Origin of the sequence: Lachnoclostridium sp. An118, assembly GCF_002160985.1 — a bacterium.
Lineage (GTDB): Bacteria > Bacillota > Clostridia > Lachnospirales > Lachnospiraceae > Claveliimonas > Claveliimonas stercoravium.
In genome coordinates this window covers 1-17,131 of the sequence record NZ_NFLQ01000020.1, presented here as the reverse complement: position 1 = coordinate 17,131, position 17,131 = coordinate 1, and the positions used below count along the sequence as shown (strand labels likewise).

11 protein-coding genes are annotated in these 17,131 nt (G+C 55.4%); 3 read left to right on the top strand and 8 right to left on the bottom strand.

The window, feature by feature from the left end:
- The first annotated feature begins 75 nt into the window (after positions 1-75).
- Positions 76-2,643: a transglycosylase domain-containing protein gene (locus tag B5E62_RS14170; RefSeq protein ID WP_087175177.1), complete on the top strand. Its 2,568-nt coding sequence runs from the start codon at positions 76-78 to the stop codon at positions 2,641-2,643.
- A gap of 86 nt (positions 2,644-2,729) precedes the next feature.
- Here B5E62_RS14170 and B5E62_RS14165 read toward each other — a convergent pair whose 3' ends face one another.
- The 5 genes from B5E62_RS14165 to ftsH form a co-directional block, all read right to left on the bottom strand.
- Positions 2,730-3,659: an ROK family glucokinase gene (locus B5E62_RS14165; protein WP_087175176.1), complete on the bottom strand. Its 930-nt coding sequence runs from the start codon at positions 3,657-3,659 to the stop codon at positions 2,730-2,732.
- Between the two features lie 24 nt (positions 3,660-3,683).
- The gene (gene hprK, locus B5E62_RS14160) at positions 3,684-4,607 is read right to left on the bottom strand and encodes an HPr(Ser) kinase/phosphatase (protein ID WP_087175175.1); all 924 of its coding nucleotides are present in this window, start codon (positions 4,605-4,607) and stop codon (positions 3,684-3,686) included.
- Positions 4,608-4,654: 47 nt separating this feature from the next.
- The gene (gene uvrC / locus B5E62_RS14155) at positions 4,655-6,505 is read right to left on the bottom strand and encodes an excinuclease ABC subunit UvrC (protein ID WP_087175210.1); all 1,851 of its coding nucleotides are present in this window, start codon (positions 6,503-6,505) and stop codon (positions 4,655-4,657) included.
- Positions 6,506-6,574: 69 nt separating this feature from the next.
- Complete coding sequence (locus B5E62_RS14150; RefSeq protein WP_087175174.1) at positions 6,575-7,417, bottom strand: L-ribulose-5-phosphate 3-epimerase; 843 nt, start codon at positions 7,415-7,417, stop codon at positions 6,575-6,577.
- Positions 7,418-7,550: 133 nt separating this feature from the next.
- On the bottom strand, positions 7,551-9,509 hold the full coding sequence (gene ftsH, locus B5E62_RS14145) for an ATP-dependent zinc metalloprotease FtsH (RefSeq protein ID WP_087175173.1): 1,959 nt from the start codon (positions 9,507-9,509) through the stop codon (positions 7,551-7,553).
- Positions 9,510-9,715: 206 nt separating this feature from the next.
- Here ftsH and B5E62_RS14140 point away from each other — a divergent pair, with 206 nt between their 5' ends.
- Together B5E62_RS14140 and B5E62_RS14135 are read left to right on the top strand one after the other, a co-directional pair.
- The gene (locus B5E62_RS14140) at positions 9,716-11,209 is read left to right on the top strand and encodes a DUF1846 domain-containing protein (protein ID WP_087175172.1); all 1,494 of its coding nucleotides are present in this window, start codon (positions 9,716-9,718) and stop codon (positions 11,207-11,209) included.
- Positions 11,210-11,266: 57 nt separating this feature from the next.
- Positions 11,267-12,877 (top strand): CTP synthase, encoded by a 1,611-nt coding sequence (locus tag B5E62_RS14135; RefSeq protein WP_087175171.1) that lies wholly within the window; start codon positions 11,267-11,269, stop codon positions 12,875-12,877.
- 62 nt (positions 12,878-12,939) lie between these two features.
- Here the strand turns inward: B5E62_RS14135 and hemW are convergent, their stop codons facing one another.
- The 3 genes from hemW to holA form a co-directional block, all read right to left on the bottom strand.
- Entirely contained in the window at positions 12,940-14,067 is a 1,128-nt protein-coding gene (gene hemW / locus B5E62_RS14130) for a radical SAM family heme chaperone HemW (RefSeq protein ID WP_087175170.1), read from the bottom strand.
- Positions 14,068-14,079: 12 nt separating this feature from the next.
- Positions 14,080-15,894 carry a translation elongation factor 4 gene (gene lepA / locus B5E62_RS14125; protein WP_087175209.1) on the bottom strand — a complete coding sequence of 605 codons (1,815 nt, stop codon included), beginning with the start codon at positions 15,892-15,894 and terminating at the stop codon, positions 14,080-14,082.
- A gap of 79 nt (positions 15,895-15,973) precedes the next feature.
- Positions 15,974-16,963 carry a DNA polymerase III subunit delta gene (gene holA / locus B5E62_RS14120; protein WP_087175169.1) on the bottom strand — a complete coding sequence of 330 codons (990 nt, stop codon included), beginning with the start codon at positions 16,961-16,963 and terminating at the stop codon, positions 15,974-15,976.
- Positions 16,964-17,131: the final 168 nt, after the last annotated feature.

The following is a 17,131-nucleotide window of genomic DNA, read 5'->3' as shown; positions in this document are numbered from 1 at the left end:
TGAACTTTTCATTTTTTTCTTTATTTCAATATGCATATTTGCTATAATGTCTAAAGTATGAAGGAGGCTGAATACATGAATTATGGAAAGAAAAAGGCTTCTAAAAGACAAAAGCAGATAACGTCGAAATCAACCATGCAGGGTAAGCGGGTCACTGTCCGGCTGCTGAAGGGTTTTATCCTGTGTGTTCTTGCTATATGTATCATCGGGATGATCGGCGGTCTGATCTTTGTCAAAAGGATCCTTGACAATTCACCGGATGTCACGCCGGATGATGTGCGGCCCAAGGGCTACACTACCATCGTCTACGCTGACGACGGCGCCACGGAGCTGGAGCGGTTCGTGGAAGCCGGCTCCAACCGCGAATACAAGTCTATCGACCAGATCCCCGTGGATCTGCAGCATGCGTTTGTAGCTATCGAGGACGAGCGCTTTTACGAGCACAACGGCATCGACCCCCAGGGTATCCTGCGTGCCGCCATTACGGGGATCACCTCCGGCGGCGACTTTTCACAGGGCGCCAGCACGCTGACCCAGCAGCTCATAAAGAACAACGTCTTTCCTGACTTTGTAAATGAGGAGACCTTTTATGACCGGCTGGAGAGAAAGATCCAGGAGCAGTTCCTGGCGCTGGACATTGAAAAGCAGATGTCCAAGGATGAGATCATGGAGGCATACCTGAACACCATCAACCTTGGACAGAACACCCTGGGCGTGCAGTCCGCCTCCAAGCGCTATTTCAACAAAGATGTGTCGGAGCTGACCCTCTCCGAGTGTGCGGTCCTTGCCAGCATCACCCAGAATCCGTCCCTGTACAACCCCATCACAAACCCCGAGGACAACGCCAGAAGGCGCACCGAGGTCCTGGACCGTATGCTGGACCAGGGGTACATCGACCAGGCGGCCTACGATGAGGCCGTGGCCGACGACGTGTACACAAGGATCCAGGCTGTCAATGCGGCCATCGGTGAGGATTCACCCTATTCCTATTTTGTAGACGCCCTCTCCGAGCAGGTCATCGATGACCTCATGTCCCGTCTGGGCTACACGGAGAGCCAGGCATACAACGCCCTCTACAGCGGCGGACTGACTATCATCTCTACCCAGAACACTACCATGCAGCAGATCTGCGACGAGGAGATGAACAATGACGCCAATTTCCCCTGGCTGAAGGAGTACGGCCTGTCCTACGCGCTGACCGTAACCCGGGCCGACGGCACCATCGAGAACTACGGCTCAGAGGCTGTGCAGAACTACCGGGCCAGCACCTACGGCGTGGATTCCGCTCTGACCTTCTCATCCGAGGAGCAGGCCAGAGCCATGGTGGAGGAGTGGAAGGCCACCATCGCCCGGGAGGGAGACACCTACGATGAGCGGATCACCATCACCCCACAGCCCCAGGCCTCTGTCACCATCATCGACCAGGCCACCGGGCAGATCAAGGCCATGGTTGGCGGCCGGGGTGCCAAGGAGACCAGCCAGAGCCTGAACAGAGCCTACCAGGGCTCACGCAGGCAGCCTGGCTCCTGCTTTAAGATCCTTGCCACCTACGCCCCCGCCCTGGACACGAACCAGATCACGCTGGCCTCTGTCTTTGACGACAAGCCCTGGCATTATTCCGACGGCACGGAATTCAAGAACGTGGGCAACAAATACTACGGCAATGTGACCGTCAGGGAGGCCATCGCGCAGTCCATGAACTCTGTGGCTGTGCAGACCATACAGCAGATCGGACCGCAGCTTGGCTATGAGTACGCAAAGAACAACTTTTCCATGAGCTCACTTGTGGAGAATGATATGTACGAGCCTATCGCTCTGGGCGGTCTTACCCACGGTGTGTACAACTATGAGCTGTGCGCCGCGTTCGCCTCCATCGCAAACGGCGGCGTGTACAACACACCTACCTTATACACAAAGATCCTGGACCACGACGGCAACGTGCTGATCGAGAACCCCACAGAGTCCCACCAGGCTGTCAAGGACAGCACGGCCGCTCTCCTCACAAGCGCCATGGAGAGCGTTGTGGAGGAGGGAAGCGGAAGCGCCGCAGCCCTGGGCAATATGCCGGTGGCCGGCAAGACCGGTACGGCGGACAACGACAAGGATATCTGGTTCTGCGGCTTTACCCCCTACTACACCTGTGCGGTGTGGGGCGGATATGACGATCCGAAATCCATGACCAACATTGACACCACTTTCCGTTTCCGCATCTGGAAATCCATCATGAGCCGCATCCATGCGGGTCTGGAGACCAAGCAGTTTGAGATGCCCACCTCCGTGGAGCAGAAGACCATCTGCACCGGGTCAGGAATGCTGGCAAGACCAGGTTGCCCCTCGAGAACAGAGTACTTTGCAACGGACAACGCGCCCACAGAGACCTGTACAGGGCACGCCTCTTCAGAACAGCCGGCAGACACTTCCGGAACAGATGGAAGCACAGATACCGGCACTACTACTGATCCCACGACACCTGGTGACGGCAGCACCACTACCGATCCAGGTACCGGTAACGGCGGTTCTACCACCGATCCGGGTACCGGCGGTGACGGCGGCAGCACTGATCCGGGTACCGGCGGCGATGACGGCGGCGGCAGCACTGATCCGGGTACCGGCGGCGAGAGCGGCGGTCAAGCTACCGGTTAAAAACAAAAAGCGAATCGAAAAAATCAGGTATGAATGTTTCGTTCATACCTGATTTTTTATTGCAGATCTGATATATAAAAACGTGATCAGAGGATCATCCTGGCAGCTCCGCAAATGCCTGCGTCGTTCCCCAGCGTAGCCAGCACGATCTTCGTGTCCTTGTTGGCAAAGAAGGTCTTCTCCTGGAAAGGTTTCTCTATAAAGGGCAGAAGGGCGGGGCCTGCATTGGAAACTCCTCCGCCGATAACGATCCTCTCCGGGTCTGTGATGACCGCCATATTGGCAAGGGCATGTCCCAGATAGGCGCCAAATTCTTCTGCGATCTCTGTTGCTATCCTGTCTCCTTTTTTTACTGCGTCAAAAACAGATTTTGCGCTCAGGTTCTTGCCCTCCAAAATGGTTTTCTCATGGGGCTTGGCAAGACGCAGTTTCGCAAGCCGGGCTATGCCTGTGGCGGACGCGTACTGCTCCAGACACCCGGTCTTGCCGCAGCCGCACTTTTCTGTCTCATTATAATTCACGCAGATATGTCCGATCTCTCCGCCTGCTCCATTGGCCCCCGCAATGATCTGTCCGTGGCAGATGACGCCGCCGCCCACGCCGGTTCCCAGGGTCACCATGATCATGTCGCTGCAGCCTTTTCCGGCCCCCAGCCACATCTCACCCAGGGCCGCCACATTGGCGTCGTTCCCTATCTCCGCCCGGATGCCCGGCAGCAGCTCCTCCATCTCTTTCTTGACATTCTTGTAGCCCCAGCCGATGTTGGCACTGTTCTTTACAACGCCCTCCCTGACCGGAGCCGGGACTCCTACGCCCACGCCCGCTGTCTCCACAGTGGAAATACCTTTTTCTTCCATCTTCCCGCGGATGGATGCCGCGATATCCGGGAGGACCTGCCTGCCCTCGTTCTCCGTGCGGGTCTTGATCTCCCACTTTTCATACAGGTCTCCCGTTGTGGAAAACAGTCCCATTTTCACTGTTGTCCCGCCAATGTCCACTCCAAAACAATACTTCATCTTCTGACTCCCTATTCCTTATATTTATTTCTTTGCAAGGTTTCTCTGCACCCGCTTGTACAGCTCTTCCGCCGCGTTGTAGCCCATCTTCTTCTGTCTGTAGTTGATGGCGGCTGTCTCCACGATGATGGAGAGATTCCGTCCCGGGCGGATGGGAAGCTGATGGCAGACAACCTTGTTGCCGAGGAACTCTGTGTACTGCTCCTCCATACCCAGCCTGTCGTACTTCTTCTCCCTGTCCCAGTCCTCCAGGGTGATGACAAGCTCGATATTCTGGGTCTCCCTGACGCTCTGCACGCCGTAGAGCATCTTGACATCCACGATACCAATACCCCGAAGCTCGATAAAATGCTTTGTCACATCCGGGGCAGTGCCTACCAGGGTGTCATCGCTGACCTTGCGGATCTCCACCACGTCATCGCTGACGAGACGATGCCCTCTTCTCACCAGCTCCAGCGCTGCCTCGCTCTTTCCGATGCCGCTCTCTCCCATGATCAGGACTCCCACGCCATACACGTCCACCAGCACACCGTGGATGGAGATACAGGGGGCCAGCTGCACGTTCAGCCAGCGGATCAGCTCCGCAGTGAAGGCGGATGTCTTCATCTCCGTGGAGAAGATAGGCACATCCAGCTCCAGCGCCTTCTCCAGCAGCTCCTTGTCCGGCTTCAGGTCCCGGCAGAAAATGATGCAGGGGATCTTGTAGGCAAGCAACGTCTCATAGACCCTGCGCTTTGTCTCCGGGTCCATCTGCTCCAAAAATGTATATTCCACATATCCGATGATCTGCACTCTCTCTGCGTCAAAATGGTCAAAAAAGCCCGTGAGCTGAAGAGCCGGTCTGTTGATATCCGGGACTTCCACATATTTGTCAGCCAGCCCCACGTCAGGAGTGAGATTTTTCAGGTCCATCTTCTCGACGACCTTCTGAATTTCTATTTTTGACATGTCTTATCTCCTTTTCTGTTTTTAGATACTACGACAAGTATAACACATCAGTGAAAAAACTTATACACCTCCTGTGCGGATTTTTCATTCATACTGGGCAGTTTTTTCAGCTCCTCCACATCAGCCCTCCGTATCTCGTCCAGGCTGGCAAAATGCTTCATCAGATCCCTGCGTCTCGCCGGGCCCACTCCGGGAATGTCGTCCAGTACCGAGTGGACCTGCTCCTTGTTGCGCAGCTTTCTGTGAAACTCTATGGCAAAACGGTGGGCCTCGTCCTGTATCCTTGTGATCAGCTTAAAGCCCTCCGAGCCCCGGTCGATGGAGAGCTCTTTTCCATTGTAGTACAGTCCCCTGGTGCGGTGATCATCGTCCTTCACCATGCCGCACACAGGTATGTGCAGATGGAGCTCCTCCAGCACCTGGAGGGCAATCCCCACCTGGCCTTTCCCGCCGTCCATGAGGATCAGGTCAGGGAAAGCGGTAAAGCTCCCCGCCTCCTTTCCCTCTTCCCTCTCCTCCAGGCCGTGGCGGAACCTCCTTGTCAGCACCTCTTTCATGCTGGCGTAGTCGTCAGGCCCCTGGACGCTCCTGATGCGGAACTTGCGGTAATCGTTTCTCTTGGGCTTTCCCTTCTCGTAGACGACCATGGAGCCCACGGAGGCAAAGCCGCTGATGTTGGAGATGTCGTAGGCCTCCATCCGGTTCAGGTCCTCCAGTCCCAGAAGGCGGGCGATCTCCTTCACAGCGCCGATGGTGCGGCCCTCCTCCCGCTTCAGCCTCTCCCTGTCCTTGCTCAGGACGAGTGCGGCGTTTTTTTCTGCCAGCTCCACCAGCTTCTCCTTGGTCCCCTTTTTGGGCACCCGGATATGCACTCTGTGTCCTCTCTTCTGGCTCAGCCACTCCTCCAGGACCTCGGCGTCCTCCACCTCGGTCTGTGTCATCAGCTCCGCCGGTATATAGGGTGTTCCGGCGTAAAACTGCTTGATAAAACTGGAGATGATATCCCCTGTGGTCTCGTCCCCGCTCAGTTTCAGATAGAAATGGTCCCTCCCTATCAGCCTGCCGCCCCGGATGAAAAAGACCTGCACCACCGCATCCTCCTTGTCCGTGGCCGCCGCCAGGATATCCCTGTCGTTTCCGGCCGTATCGGTGACCTTCTGCTTCTGGGCGATCTTCCTCACACTCCCCAGCAGCTCTCTGTACTCGATGGCCTTCTCAAACTCCAGCTCCTCGGAGGCCTTCATCATCTTCTCCTCCAGCTCCTTCAGGATAACGTCATAATTTCCTCCCAGGAACCGGAGCACTTCGTCTATGGAGCTTCTGTAGGCCTCCTGGGACACATACCCCTGACAGGGAGCGCCGCACTGATGGATATGGTAGTTCAGGCAGGGCCTCTCCTTCCCCGTATCTCTGGGGAGGCGCCTGTTGCAGCTCCTCACTTTGTAGAGCTTTCGTATCAGCTCGATAGTATCCTTGACAGCCCCGGCGCTTGTGTAGGGGCCAAAATATTTTGCCTTGTCCTTCACCATCCGCCTGGCCATCATGATCCGGGGGAAGGGCTCGTCCACCGTCACCTTTATAAAGGGATAGGCCTTGTCGTCCATGAGCATGGTATTGTATTTGGGCCTGTGCTCCTTAATGAGATTGCACTCCAGGACAAGGGCCTCCAGCTCCGAGTCTGTCACAATGTACTCAAAGCGGGTGATATGGGTCACCATCTGCTCGATCTTTACCCCCTTGCTCCGGCTGCTCTGGAAATACTGCCGTACACGGTTCTTCAGGCTGACAGCCTTCCCCACATAGATGATCTCGTCCTTCTCATCGTGCATCAGATACACGCCGGGCTTCCCCGGCAGCTTTTTCAGTTCTTCCTGTATATCAAAATTACTGTTTTCCATGGTCTCCATTATACTGTCCCGCACCAAAAAGGACAAGGGAAAATCTTCCCCTGTCCCAATGCTTTCATCTTATGCAAGCGTGTCCAGGATCGCTGTCATCTTCGAGACTGCAAAGTCCAGATCCTTCTCCCACTCCGGATTTCCCGTGTACCAGAGCTCTGTCACATACCGGCGGACCCCCAGCTCCCACGCCTTTTTAATGCCCGCCTCAAAGTCTACGTGACCGGTTCCATAGGGAATCTCGCGGAACTTGCCGGGTACGGTCTCCTTCAAATGCATGGACGTCAGACGTCCCCTCCCTGTCTCCAGATCCTCCAGGACATCCGTCCCGTATAAAACGGCCGCATTGGTGATATTGCCCAGATCCGGATAGACATTCAGATAAACCGAATCAACCCTTTTTACATAGTCCATCGCCTTACCCACCGTGTTCATGAGCTCGGTCTCCATAGTCTCAAAGCCCATAAGAATTCCCTTCGCCGCCGCCATATCGGCCGCTTTCCTGAGATTTTCAAGGAACAATCCGCGGGTCACCTCGCTGCCCTCCTCATAATATACGTCATAGCCGGCCAGCTGGATCACGCGGATTCCCAGGTCATCCGCCAGATCCAGCGCCTTCTCCATGATCTCCATCCCCCGCTCCCTGACTTCCTGCACGCTGCTTCCTATCGGATATCTCCGGTGTCCGCTGAGGCACATAGTGCGAATCGGGATCCCTGTCTCATACATGAGGGAGACCAGCTCCAGTCTATCCTCTCTGCTCATATCAAGCCGGGCCAGCTTTTCATCCGTCTCGTCAATGCTGATCTCAATAAAGTCATATCCCGCCTTTCCGGCGGCAAGCATTTTCTCCTTCCATGTCAGAGTTCCAGGCAGCGCCTTCTCGTATACTCCCAGTGTGTACGGTTTCATCAACATCACCTCACATTATTTTTCTCAATCATATCATCTTCCCTGCATTTTGTCCATGAAACAGTCCTGACACAGACCTGAAAAAGGGCTCCGCAGTCATTTTGCGGAGCCCTTGCTCATTTATGAAAACACACTATTCCTTTTCACTCTCTGCTGTTCCCGTCTCTTCCTCCACCGGCTTCATGGCGATGCGCGCCTCCTTCGGCTCCCCGCTGTCCTGCTCCTCGTCCGTCTCGGGCGTCCCCTCCACTTCGCGCAGGATCTTCATGAACTCCTTGCCTGTGATGGTCTCCTTCTCGATCAGGAAGGCCGCGATCCTGTCAAGAGCCTCCCTGTGCTCGCTCAGCAGCCTCTTGGCCTCCTCGTAGGCCCCCTTGAGCATCTTCATGACCTCCTGGTCAATCTCGGAGGCTGTCTCCTGGCCGCAGTTCAGGACCGGCCTTCCGTCCAGGTAGCGGCTCTGTATGGACTCAAGGCCGATCAGGCCGAATCGCTCGCTCATACCGTACTGGGTGATCATAGCCCGCGCGATGCTTGTGGCCTTCTCTATATCGTTGGAGGCCCCGGTGGTGACTGTGTCAAAGACGATCTCCTCGGCGGCCCGTCCTGCCAGCATGCCCACCAGCATGGCCTCCAGCTCCTTCTTCGTGTTCAGGAACTTCTCCTCCTCAGGCGTCTGCATGACATAGCCGAGAGCTCCCATGGTCCTGGGAACGATCGTGATCTTCTGCACCGGCTCCGCATGCTTCTCGAGAGCGCTCACAAGGGCGTGTCCCACCTCGTGGTAGGATACGATCCTCCTCTCCTCCTGGCTCATGATGCGGTCTTTCTTCTCCTTACCTACCAGCACCACTTCCACCGCCTCAAACAGGTCGCTCTGGGAGACAGCATTTCTCCCGTGCTTGACAGCATTGATGGCCGCCTCATTGATCATGTTGGCCAGGTCAGATCCCACGGCTCCGGACGTGGCCAGGGCAATGGCCTCCAGATCCACGGTCTCGTCCATGCGCACGTCCTTCGCATGGACCTTCAGCACGTCGATACGCCCCTTCAGGTCCGGACGCTCCACAATGATCCGTCTGTCAAAGCGCCCCGGGCGCAGGAGCGCCGGGTCCAGGATCTCCGGGCGGTTGGTGGCCGCCAGAAGAAGCAGTCCCTTGTTTGTGTCAAATCCGTCCATCTCCGCAAGGAGCTGGTTCAGTGTCTGCTCACGCTCATCGTTTCCTCCAAGCTGTGTGTCACGGCTCTTTCCGATGGCATCGATCTCATCGATGAAAATGATGCAGGGGGCCATCTGCTGGGCCTGCTTGAAAAGGTCGCGGACCCTGGAAGCGCCCACGCCCACGTACATCTCCACAAAGGCGGAACCGGAAAGAGAGAAAAACGGCACTTTCGCCTCCCCCGCCACCGCCTTGGCAAGCAGCGTCTTTCCTGTTCCCGGAGGCCCTACCAGAAGAGCTCCCTTGGGAAGCTTGGCTCCCACGCCTGTGTACTTGCCCGGGTTGTGGAGGAAATCCACCACTTCCTGGAGCGACTCCTTGGCCTCGTCCTGACCGGCCACATCCTTGAAGGTGACACCCGTCTCCTTCTCCACATACATCTTTGCGTTGCTCTTTCCAATGCCCATCATGCCGCCGCCCTTGGACATCTTCCTCGTGAACCACACGAAAAATCCAACAATGCAGGCAATAGGCAGGAACGTGAGGATGATGCTCAGCAGCATGGAGGATGTAGTGTCAGGTATCTCCTGGTTTACCTCCACCCCCGCCTCCAGCAGGCGGTCCACCAACTGGTCGTCATTGACGATGCCTGTGTAGTACTCCCTCTGCACGGCGTCATCCTTGCCCTGCTTGGCTGTGATATTGATCTGGCTGGCTCCTATATCAACCTTCTCGACTTCTCCGTCCTCTACCATTTTGATAAACCTGTTGTAGGAAATCTCCTCAGCACTGTTTACCCCCTGGAACTGGAACAGGACCAGCACGAGTATGGTAGTGATCAGGGTCACGATCAGGACAAAGGAAACACCCTGCCGGTTGTTCCGGTCCGGATCCTGGTTATTATTTCTGTTCTGATTATTCTGGTTGTCCATAGTTCTCCTCCTGTATATGCGCAGCGCCGGCAAAGCCAACGTTACCATATTATTATAAGTATCCCCTGTTTCAAAATCAATAAAAACATTATGAAAAGATTGTAAACTCGGGCTTTCTTGTAGTATACTTGTGAAGGAAATGTGTATTTATATTTACATATATCATGCAGAAGCTCATGCAGAAAACAAATGAAAGGAACTGACAAATGAAAATTGGATTTGACAACGAAAAATATCTTCACATGCAGTCCTCCCACATCCGTGAGAGGATTGACAAGTTTGGCGGTAAACTCTATCTGGAGTTCGGGGGAAAGCTCTTTGACGACTATCATGCCTCCCGGGTGCTGCCCGGGTTCGCACCGGACAGCAAGCTTCGGCTGCTGAAGCAGCTGGCAGACCAGGCAGAGATCGTCATTGTCATCAGCGCGGGGGACATTGAGAAGAACAAGGTGCGGGGAGATCTGGGCATCACCTACGACTCGGATGTGCTCCGTCTGCGGGATGAATTTATCCGCGCCGGACTCTATGTAGGGAGCGTTGTCATCACCCAGTACAGCGGACAGAGCAGCGCAGATCTCTTCAAAGCCCGCCTGGAACGCCTGGGCATCCGGGTATATCTTCACTATATGATTCCCGGTTACCCGGGAAATGTACCTCTTATCGTCAGCGACGATGGCTACGGTAAAAACGATTACATTGAAACCTCCCGCCCCCTTGTGGTCATCACGGCACCGGGCCCGGGGAGCGGCAAGATGGCCACCTGCCTCTCCCAGCTCTACCACGAGCACAAGAGAGGGGTACAGGCCGGCTATGCGAAATTCGAGACCTTCCCCATCTGGAACATTCCTCTGAAGCATCCGGTCAATCTGGCCTACGAGGCTGCCACGGCAGACCTCAACGATGTAAACATGATCGACCCCTTCCACCTGGAGGCCTACGGCGAAACAACGGTCAACTACAACAGGGACATTGAAATCTTTCCGGTCCTGCGCACTACCTTTGAGCGCATTTACGGGACAAGCCCCTACAAGTCCCCCACGGACATGGGCGTGAACATGGCAGGCAACTGCATCTGTGATGACGGAGCATGCCGCCAGGCCTCGCTCCAGGAGATCATCCGCCGCTACTACGACACCATGGACCGGTTCATCTCCGGCTCCTGCTCCGAGGAGGAGGTGTTCAAGCTCGAGATGCTCATGAACCAGGCCGGGATCACCGTCCACGACCGCCCTGTGGTCGATGCCGCCCTGAACCGCGCAGAGCAGACCGGCGCGCCGGCCGCCGCCCTGGAGCTCCCGGACGGAAGGATCGTCACCGGGAAGACCAGTGATCTGCTGGGCGCTGCTGCCGCTCTCCTCCTGAATGCCCTGAAGGAGCTGGCGGGCATTGACCACGCATGCCACGTCATCTCCCCGGAAGCCATCGAGCCCATCCAGAAGCTGAAGGTCAACTACCTGGGCAGCCACAATCCCCGCCTCCACACAGATGAGGTGCTCATCGCCCTCTCTGTCAGCGCCGCCACAGACAGGAACGCCCAGCTGGCACTGGAACAGCTTCCGAAACTGAACGGCTGCCAGCTACACACCTCTGTCATGGTCAGTCCAGTGGACATCAACATTTTCAAAAAATTGTTTATACAGGCAACTTTCGAGCCAAAATATGAAAAAAAGACTGTTTTTCAGGAAGAAAAGGGTATATAATAATTTTTTTAAAAGGAAATGGACCACAAGACATCAGACAGACAAAAGGAGGAAACTATGGCAGTAAAATATGTATTTGTGACAGGCGGTGTAGTATCAGGACTTGGCAAGGGTATCACAGCAGCGTCTCTTGGCAGGCTCCTGAAGGCAAGAGGATATACGGTGACCATGCAGAAGTTTGACCCCTATATCAATATTGACCCGGGAACTATGAACCCGGTACAGCACGGAGAAGTCTTTGTCACAGACGACGGGGCAGAGACAGACCTGGATCTGGGCCACTATGAGCGCTTTATCGACGAGAGCCTCACAAAGAATTCCAATGTGACCACAGGCAAGATTTACTGGTCTGTCCTTCAGAAGGAAAGGCGGGGCGATTTCGGCGGAGGCACCGTACAGGTGATCCCCCACATCACAAACGAGATCAAGAGCCGCTTTTACCGGAACCCTGTCGCAAAGGATACAGAAATTGCCATTATCGAGGTGGGCGGTACAGTAGGCGACATTGAGAGCCAGCCCTTCCTGGAGGCCATCCGGCAGTTCCAGCACGAGAAGGGCCGGGAAAATGTCATCCTCATCCACGTCACCCTCATCCCCTACCTGCGCGCGTCCCAGGAGATGAAGACAAAGCCCACCCAGGCCAGCGTAAAGGACCTGCAGGGCATGGGCATCCAGCCGGATATCATCGTGTGCCGCTCCGAGCATCCTCTGGACCAGGGCATCAAGGACAAGATCGCCCTATTCTGCAACGTGCCGGCAGACCACGTACTCCAGAACCTGGACGTGGAATACCTCTACGAGGCTCCCCTTGCCATGGAAAAGGAGCATCTTGCGGAGGTTGTCTGCGAGTCCCTCCATCTGGACTGTCCCGCCCCTGACCTGAAGGACTGGACAGAGATGGTGGATTACTTAAAGAGCCCCAACACGGATGTCACTGTGGCTCTCGTAGGAAAATATATCCAGCTCCACGATGCCTACATCAGTGTGGTGGAGGCTCTGAAACACGGGGGCATCTTCTCCCGCGCCACAGTCAATATAAAATGGATCGACTCAGAGACTGTCACTGCCGACAATGTGGAGGAGCTCCTGGGGGATGTCAGCGGCGTTCTCGTGCCCGGCGGCTTTGGAAGCCGGGGTATCGACGGCAAAATACTGGCCATCCGCTACGCCCGTGAGCACGGGGTTCCTTTCCTGGGCCTGTGCCTTGGCATGCAGCTTGCCATTGTGGAGTTTGCAAGGGACGTGGTGGGCTTCCGGGACGCCCACAGCGCTGAGCTCAACCCGGACACCACCCACCCGGTGATACACATCATGCCGGACCAGATCGGCATCGAGGATATCGGCGGTACCCTGCGGCTTGGCTCCTACCCGTGCGTGCTGGATAAGAGCTCCAAGGCCTACGCCCTCTACGGCAAGGAGGAGATACACGAGCGCCACCGCCATCGCTACGAGGTGAACAACGACTACCGGGATGACCTTACCTCACACGGCATGCTGCTCTCCGGCCTGTCGCCGGACGGGCGCATCGTGGAGATGGTGGAGATCCCCTCCCACCCCTGGTTCATCGCCACCCAGGCCCACCCGGAGCTGAAATCAAGGCCCAACAGGCCTCACCCGCTTTTCAAGGGCTTCGTGGAGGCTGCTCTGAAATACCAGGACGAACACTAAGACTGAAGAAGAGGCCGGAAATTCCGGCCTCTTCTTCTGCCAGTATATCTCTCTGTCTTTTACTACCCATCCAGCAAAAACTCACTCATCACATAGTTGCTGACATCGATGCCTTTCCTGGTCAGACGCAGCCTGTCTCCGGCAGTCTCCAGCAGCCCCTGGCGGCACAGCTCCTCTATGACCGTCCCGTAGATCTCCTCCATCTCTGTCTGGAATTCTTCCCGGAAACGGCGGCGGGATATTCCCTCCATCTTCCGCAGTCCCAGGAACATAAATTCCTCCATGGCATCCTTTCTGGTGAGGGTCACCGGCTCCTCCTCGCCGGACCAGCGTTTTCCTTCAAAGAAGGAGGCAGCTCCGTCCCCGATGCCAAGATACTCCCGGCGGTCCCAGTAGCCCAGATTGTGCCTGCACTCATATCCGGGCAGGGCATAATTGGAGATCTCGTAGCGGTGGTAGCCGTACTCTGACAGGATTTCCTCCGTCCTCTCATACATGCGCCGCTCCGTATCCTCATCCGGCAGCTCCTCCGCGTGCCCCCCGCTCCCGTATCTCTCATAGAAGGGCGTCCCCTCCTCGATGATAAGGCTGTAGGCAGAAATGTGGGCTGGCGGCGGGGTCAGTCCGGCCACCGTGCGCAGGGTCCTCTCCCAGCTCTCCTCTGTCTGGAAAGGAATAGCGGACATAAGATCCACATTCAGATTGAAAAATCCTGCCGCCACAGCCGCCTGGTACGTTTCTTTAAATTCTGCAAAGGTGTGGATCCGCCCCAGGGCTTCCAGCTCCCGGTCCTCCGCCGACTGGAGCCCTATGCTCAGACGGTTGATCCCCGCCTGCTTCCAGGCCGCCAGCTTTTCTTCCGTGACAGAGGCAGGTCCGCCTCCGGTCACCGTTCCCGGGTTGGCCTCCAGGGTGATCTCTGCATCTTCGTCCACCAGAAAAGCTTCACGGATAGCCGCAAAAATCTGAAGGATCTGTTCCCCTTCCAGGATCGATGGCGTTCCGCCGCCAATGAAAATGCTGACAACGTGATAAGCCTTTGCAGAGTCCGCATAGGAACGGATCTTTCCGCAAAGGCTGTCCACATACACCTGCCGCTCCCGCTGCGAGGCAGGGGCGGACAGGAAGTCGCAGTATTTACATTTTCTGACGCAGAACGGAATATGGATATATAATTCCAGTTCTTTCATCTGTTTCTCCTTTTATTTGTCATCCAGCTTCAGCACGCTCATAAAGGCTTTCTGGGGGATCTCCACATTGCCTACCTGGCGCATCCGCTTCTTTCCTTCTTTCTGCTTCTCCAGCAGCTTTCTCTTACGGCTGATATCTCCGCCGTAGCACTTGGCAAGCACGTCCTTGCGCAGAGCCTTGACAGTCTCCCTGGCAATGATCTTGCTTCCGATGGCAGCCTGGATAGGGATCTCAAAGAGCTGGCGCGGAATCTCTTCTTTGAGCTTCTCGCACATCCTCCGTCCCCTCTCGTAGGCGGTTCCCGCATGGACGATAAAGGACAGAGCGTCCACCTCTTCCCTGTTGATCAGGATATCCAGCTTCACAAGCTCGGACTGCTGGTATCCCAGCATCTCGTAGTCAAAGGAAGCATATCCCCTTGACCGGGATTTGAGGGCGTCGAAAAAGTCGTAGATGATCTCGTTCAGCGGCAGGTGGTAATGAAGCACCGCACGCTTCTCCTCAATGTACTCCATGCCCTGGTACTCGCCTCTTCTCTCCTGGCAGAGCTCCATGATGGAGCCGATATACTCGGACGTGACCATGATCTCCGCCTTCACCATGGGTTCCTCCATGTACTCGATCTCAGAGGGATCCGGCAGGTTGGACGGGTTGGTCAGTTCAATGACTTCGCCGCTTGTCTTATGCACTTTATAGACAACGCCCGGAGCCGTGGTCACAAGATCCAGGTTGTACTCTCTCTCCAGTCTCTCCTGGATGATCTCCAGGTGAAGAAGCCCCAGGAAACCGCAGCGGAAACCAAACCCAAGGGCAATCGACGTCTCCGGCTCAAACTGCAGGGAGGCATCGTTGAGCTGGAGTTTTTCCAGCGCATCTCTGAGGTCCGGATATTTGGCTCCGTCAGCGGGGTACATGCCGCAGTACACCATGGGCTGCACTTTTTTGTAGCCGGGAAGGGGCTCGCTGCAGGGACGTTCCGCATTTGTCACCGTGTCACCCACCCGGGTATCCTTTACATTCTTGAGGCTGGCTGTAAAATAGCCCACCATGCCGGCTTCCAGTTCCTCGCAGGGGATGAACTGCCCTGCTCCGAAATAGCCCACTTCCACCACTTCTGCCTTGGCGCCTGTCGCCATCATAAGGATAGGTGTTCCCTTGCGGATGGTCCCCTCCATGATCCGGCAGAAGACAATGACGCCTTTGTAGGAGTCGTACAGGGAGTCAAAGATCAGCGCCTGCAGGGGCGCTTTTGCATCCCCCGATGGAGCCGGGATCTTCTCCACGATCTGCTCCAGCACCTGGTCCACGTTCAGACCTGTTTTGGCGGATATGAGGGGGGCATCGTGTGCCTCGATCCCGATCACGTCCTCGATCTCCTCCATGACCCTCTCCGGCTCCGCACTCGGCAGGTCCACTTTGTTGATGACCGGCATCACATCCAGGTCGTGGTCCAGGGCCAGGTACACATTTGCCAGCGTCTGGGCCTCCACGCCCTGGGCCGCATCCACTACAAGGATGGCTCCGTCACAGGCAGCCAGACTCCGGGATACCTCGTAGTTAAAATCCACATGCCCCGGGGTATCGATAAGGTTAAAAATGTATTCGTGGCCATCCTTTGCTTTGTAGACGGTACGGACAGCCTGGGATTTGATGGTGATCCCTCTCTCCCTTTCCAGATCCATATTGTCCAGCACCTGGGACTGCATCTCACGGCTGGTGAGCAGTCCGGTCATCTCGATGATCCGGTCCGCCAGGGTGGATTTACCGTGGTCAATATGGGCGATAATACAAAAATTACGAATTCTGCTCTGTTCTATTGCTCCCACTTCTATCGTTCCTTCCATAGTAAGTAATGTTCCTGTCCAGCACAATATCATAGCATGTCCGGACACTCCTTTGCAAGCGCTAAGACTGCACGTATGCGCTGTATTTTACAATAAAGATCTCCACGCACATGGTGCTGTCCAGCCTTCCTGTCTTGGCAGCTTCTTCCATGTCCGCAGCATCCTCCAGTATGTTCCGGATCTGCTGCCCTGAAAATCCTTTGCTCTGGTCCATACATTTTCCGGCCACATAGGGGTGCAGTCCCGCGCTCTGGGCGATCTGCTGCCTGCCAAGCCCCTTTCTCATCAGCTCCTTCACCTCCAGCAGGATGCGGAACTGTCTGGTCAGAAGAGCCAGTATCCGAAGTGGCGGCTCCTTCAGCGCCACCAGGTCATAGTAGTAATCCAGCGCCTTTTTCTGCTGCTTTTTGGCCACAGCATCCACCATGTCAAAGATCCGGTTGGTGATCTGCGTGGTGCAGATGTCCTCCACGTCCTGTATGGTGATCTCATCCTTAAACGCAGTGTAGGAAAACAGCTTCTCCAGCTCCTTTTCCAGGTTCTCCATATCTGTCCCGGCCTTTGATATCAGATACCGGGCCGTGGACTCCTGGATCCTCTTGTTCTCCCTCTTCACAGCCGAGGCGATCCAGAGCAGGAGCGTCTTCTCGTCCTGCATACCCATCTCCACGATGCGCCCCTTCTCCTTTACAGCCTTGTATAATTTCCCCCTCTTGTCCACCTCTGTCTCGACAAAGAGGAAGATTACCGTCTCCGGCATAGTCTTGATGTAATCCGCCAGCTCCGGGGACGCAGTCTTGAAAAACCCGGAGTTCTCCACTACGATGAGCCTGTGGTCCGCAAAAAAGGGCATGGTCTCCGCCAGGTCTATGATCTCCGGGACACTGCTGTTCTTCCCTTCATAATAGGAATAGTTCATGGTGTCCCCCTCGGGGATGATAGCCTTTGTGAGCCGGGTTTTGTACTGCTTCTTCAGATAGGCCTCCTCCCCGTAAAGGAGATATACTCTTTGAAAATGTCCTGTCTTTATATCTTCATTTAAATTCTTCATAATGACTATTATAAGCGATTGGGCCCGGTCTTGACAAGGGAAGATGCCCTCTTGAGTTTCCGCAGAATTATCCCCTTAGATAAATCTACCGTATTTCGTTATCCACAACTTTCAAAAAATGGCCAAAATATAAGGAATCCTAATCCTTTTTGATGTAAAATTAAGCTA

Coding starts and splice junctions, on each gene's coding strand:
- B5E62_RS14135 (WP_087175171.1), top strand. CDS start 11,267: ATGGCAGTAAAATATGTATTTGTGACAGGCGGTGTAGTATCAGGACTT.
- ftsH (WP_087175173.1), bottom strand. CDS start 9,509: ATGGACAACCAGAATAATCAGAACAGAAATAATAACCAGGATCCGGAC.
- B5E62_RS14165 (WP_087175176.1), bottom strand. CDS start 3,659: ATGAAGTATTGTTTTGGAGTGGACATTGGCGGGACAACAGTGAAAATG.
- uvrC (WP_087175210.1), bottom strand. CDS start 6,505: ATGGAAAACAGTAATTTTGATATACAGGAAGAACTGAAAAAGCTGCCG.
- B5E62_RS14140 (WP_087175172.1), top strand. CDS start 9,716: ATGAAAATTGGATTTGACAACGAAAAATATCTTCACATGCAGTCCTCC.
- hprK (WP_087175175.1), bottom strand. CDS start 4,607: ATGTCAAAAATAGAAATTCAGAAGGTCGTCGAGAAGATGGACCTGAAA.
- B5E62_RS14150 (WP_087175174.1), bottom strand. CDS start 7,417: ATGAAACCGTACACACTGGGAGTATACGAGAAGGCGCTGCCTGGAACT.
- hemW (WP_087175170.1), bottom strand. CDS start 14,067: ATGAAAGAACTGGAATTATATATCCATATTCCGTTCTGCGTCAGAAAA.
- holA (WP_087175169.1), bottom strand. CDS start 16,963: ATGAAGAATTTAAATGAAGATATAAAGACAGGACATTTTCAAAGAGTA.
- B5E62_RS14170 (WP_087175177.1), top strand. CDS start 76: ATGAATTATGGAAAGAAAAAGGCTTCTAAAAGACAAAAGCAGATAACG.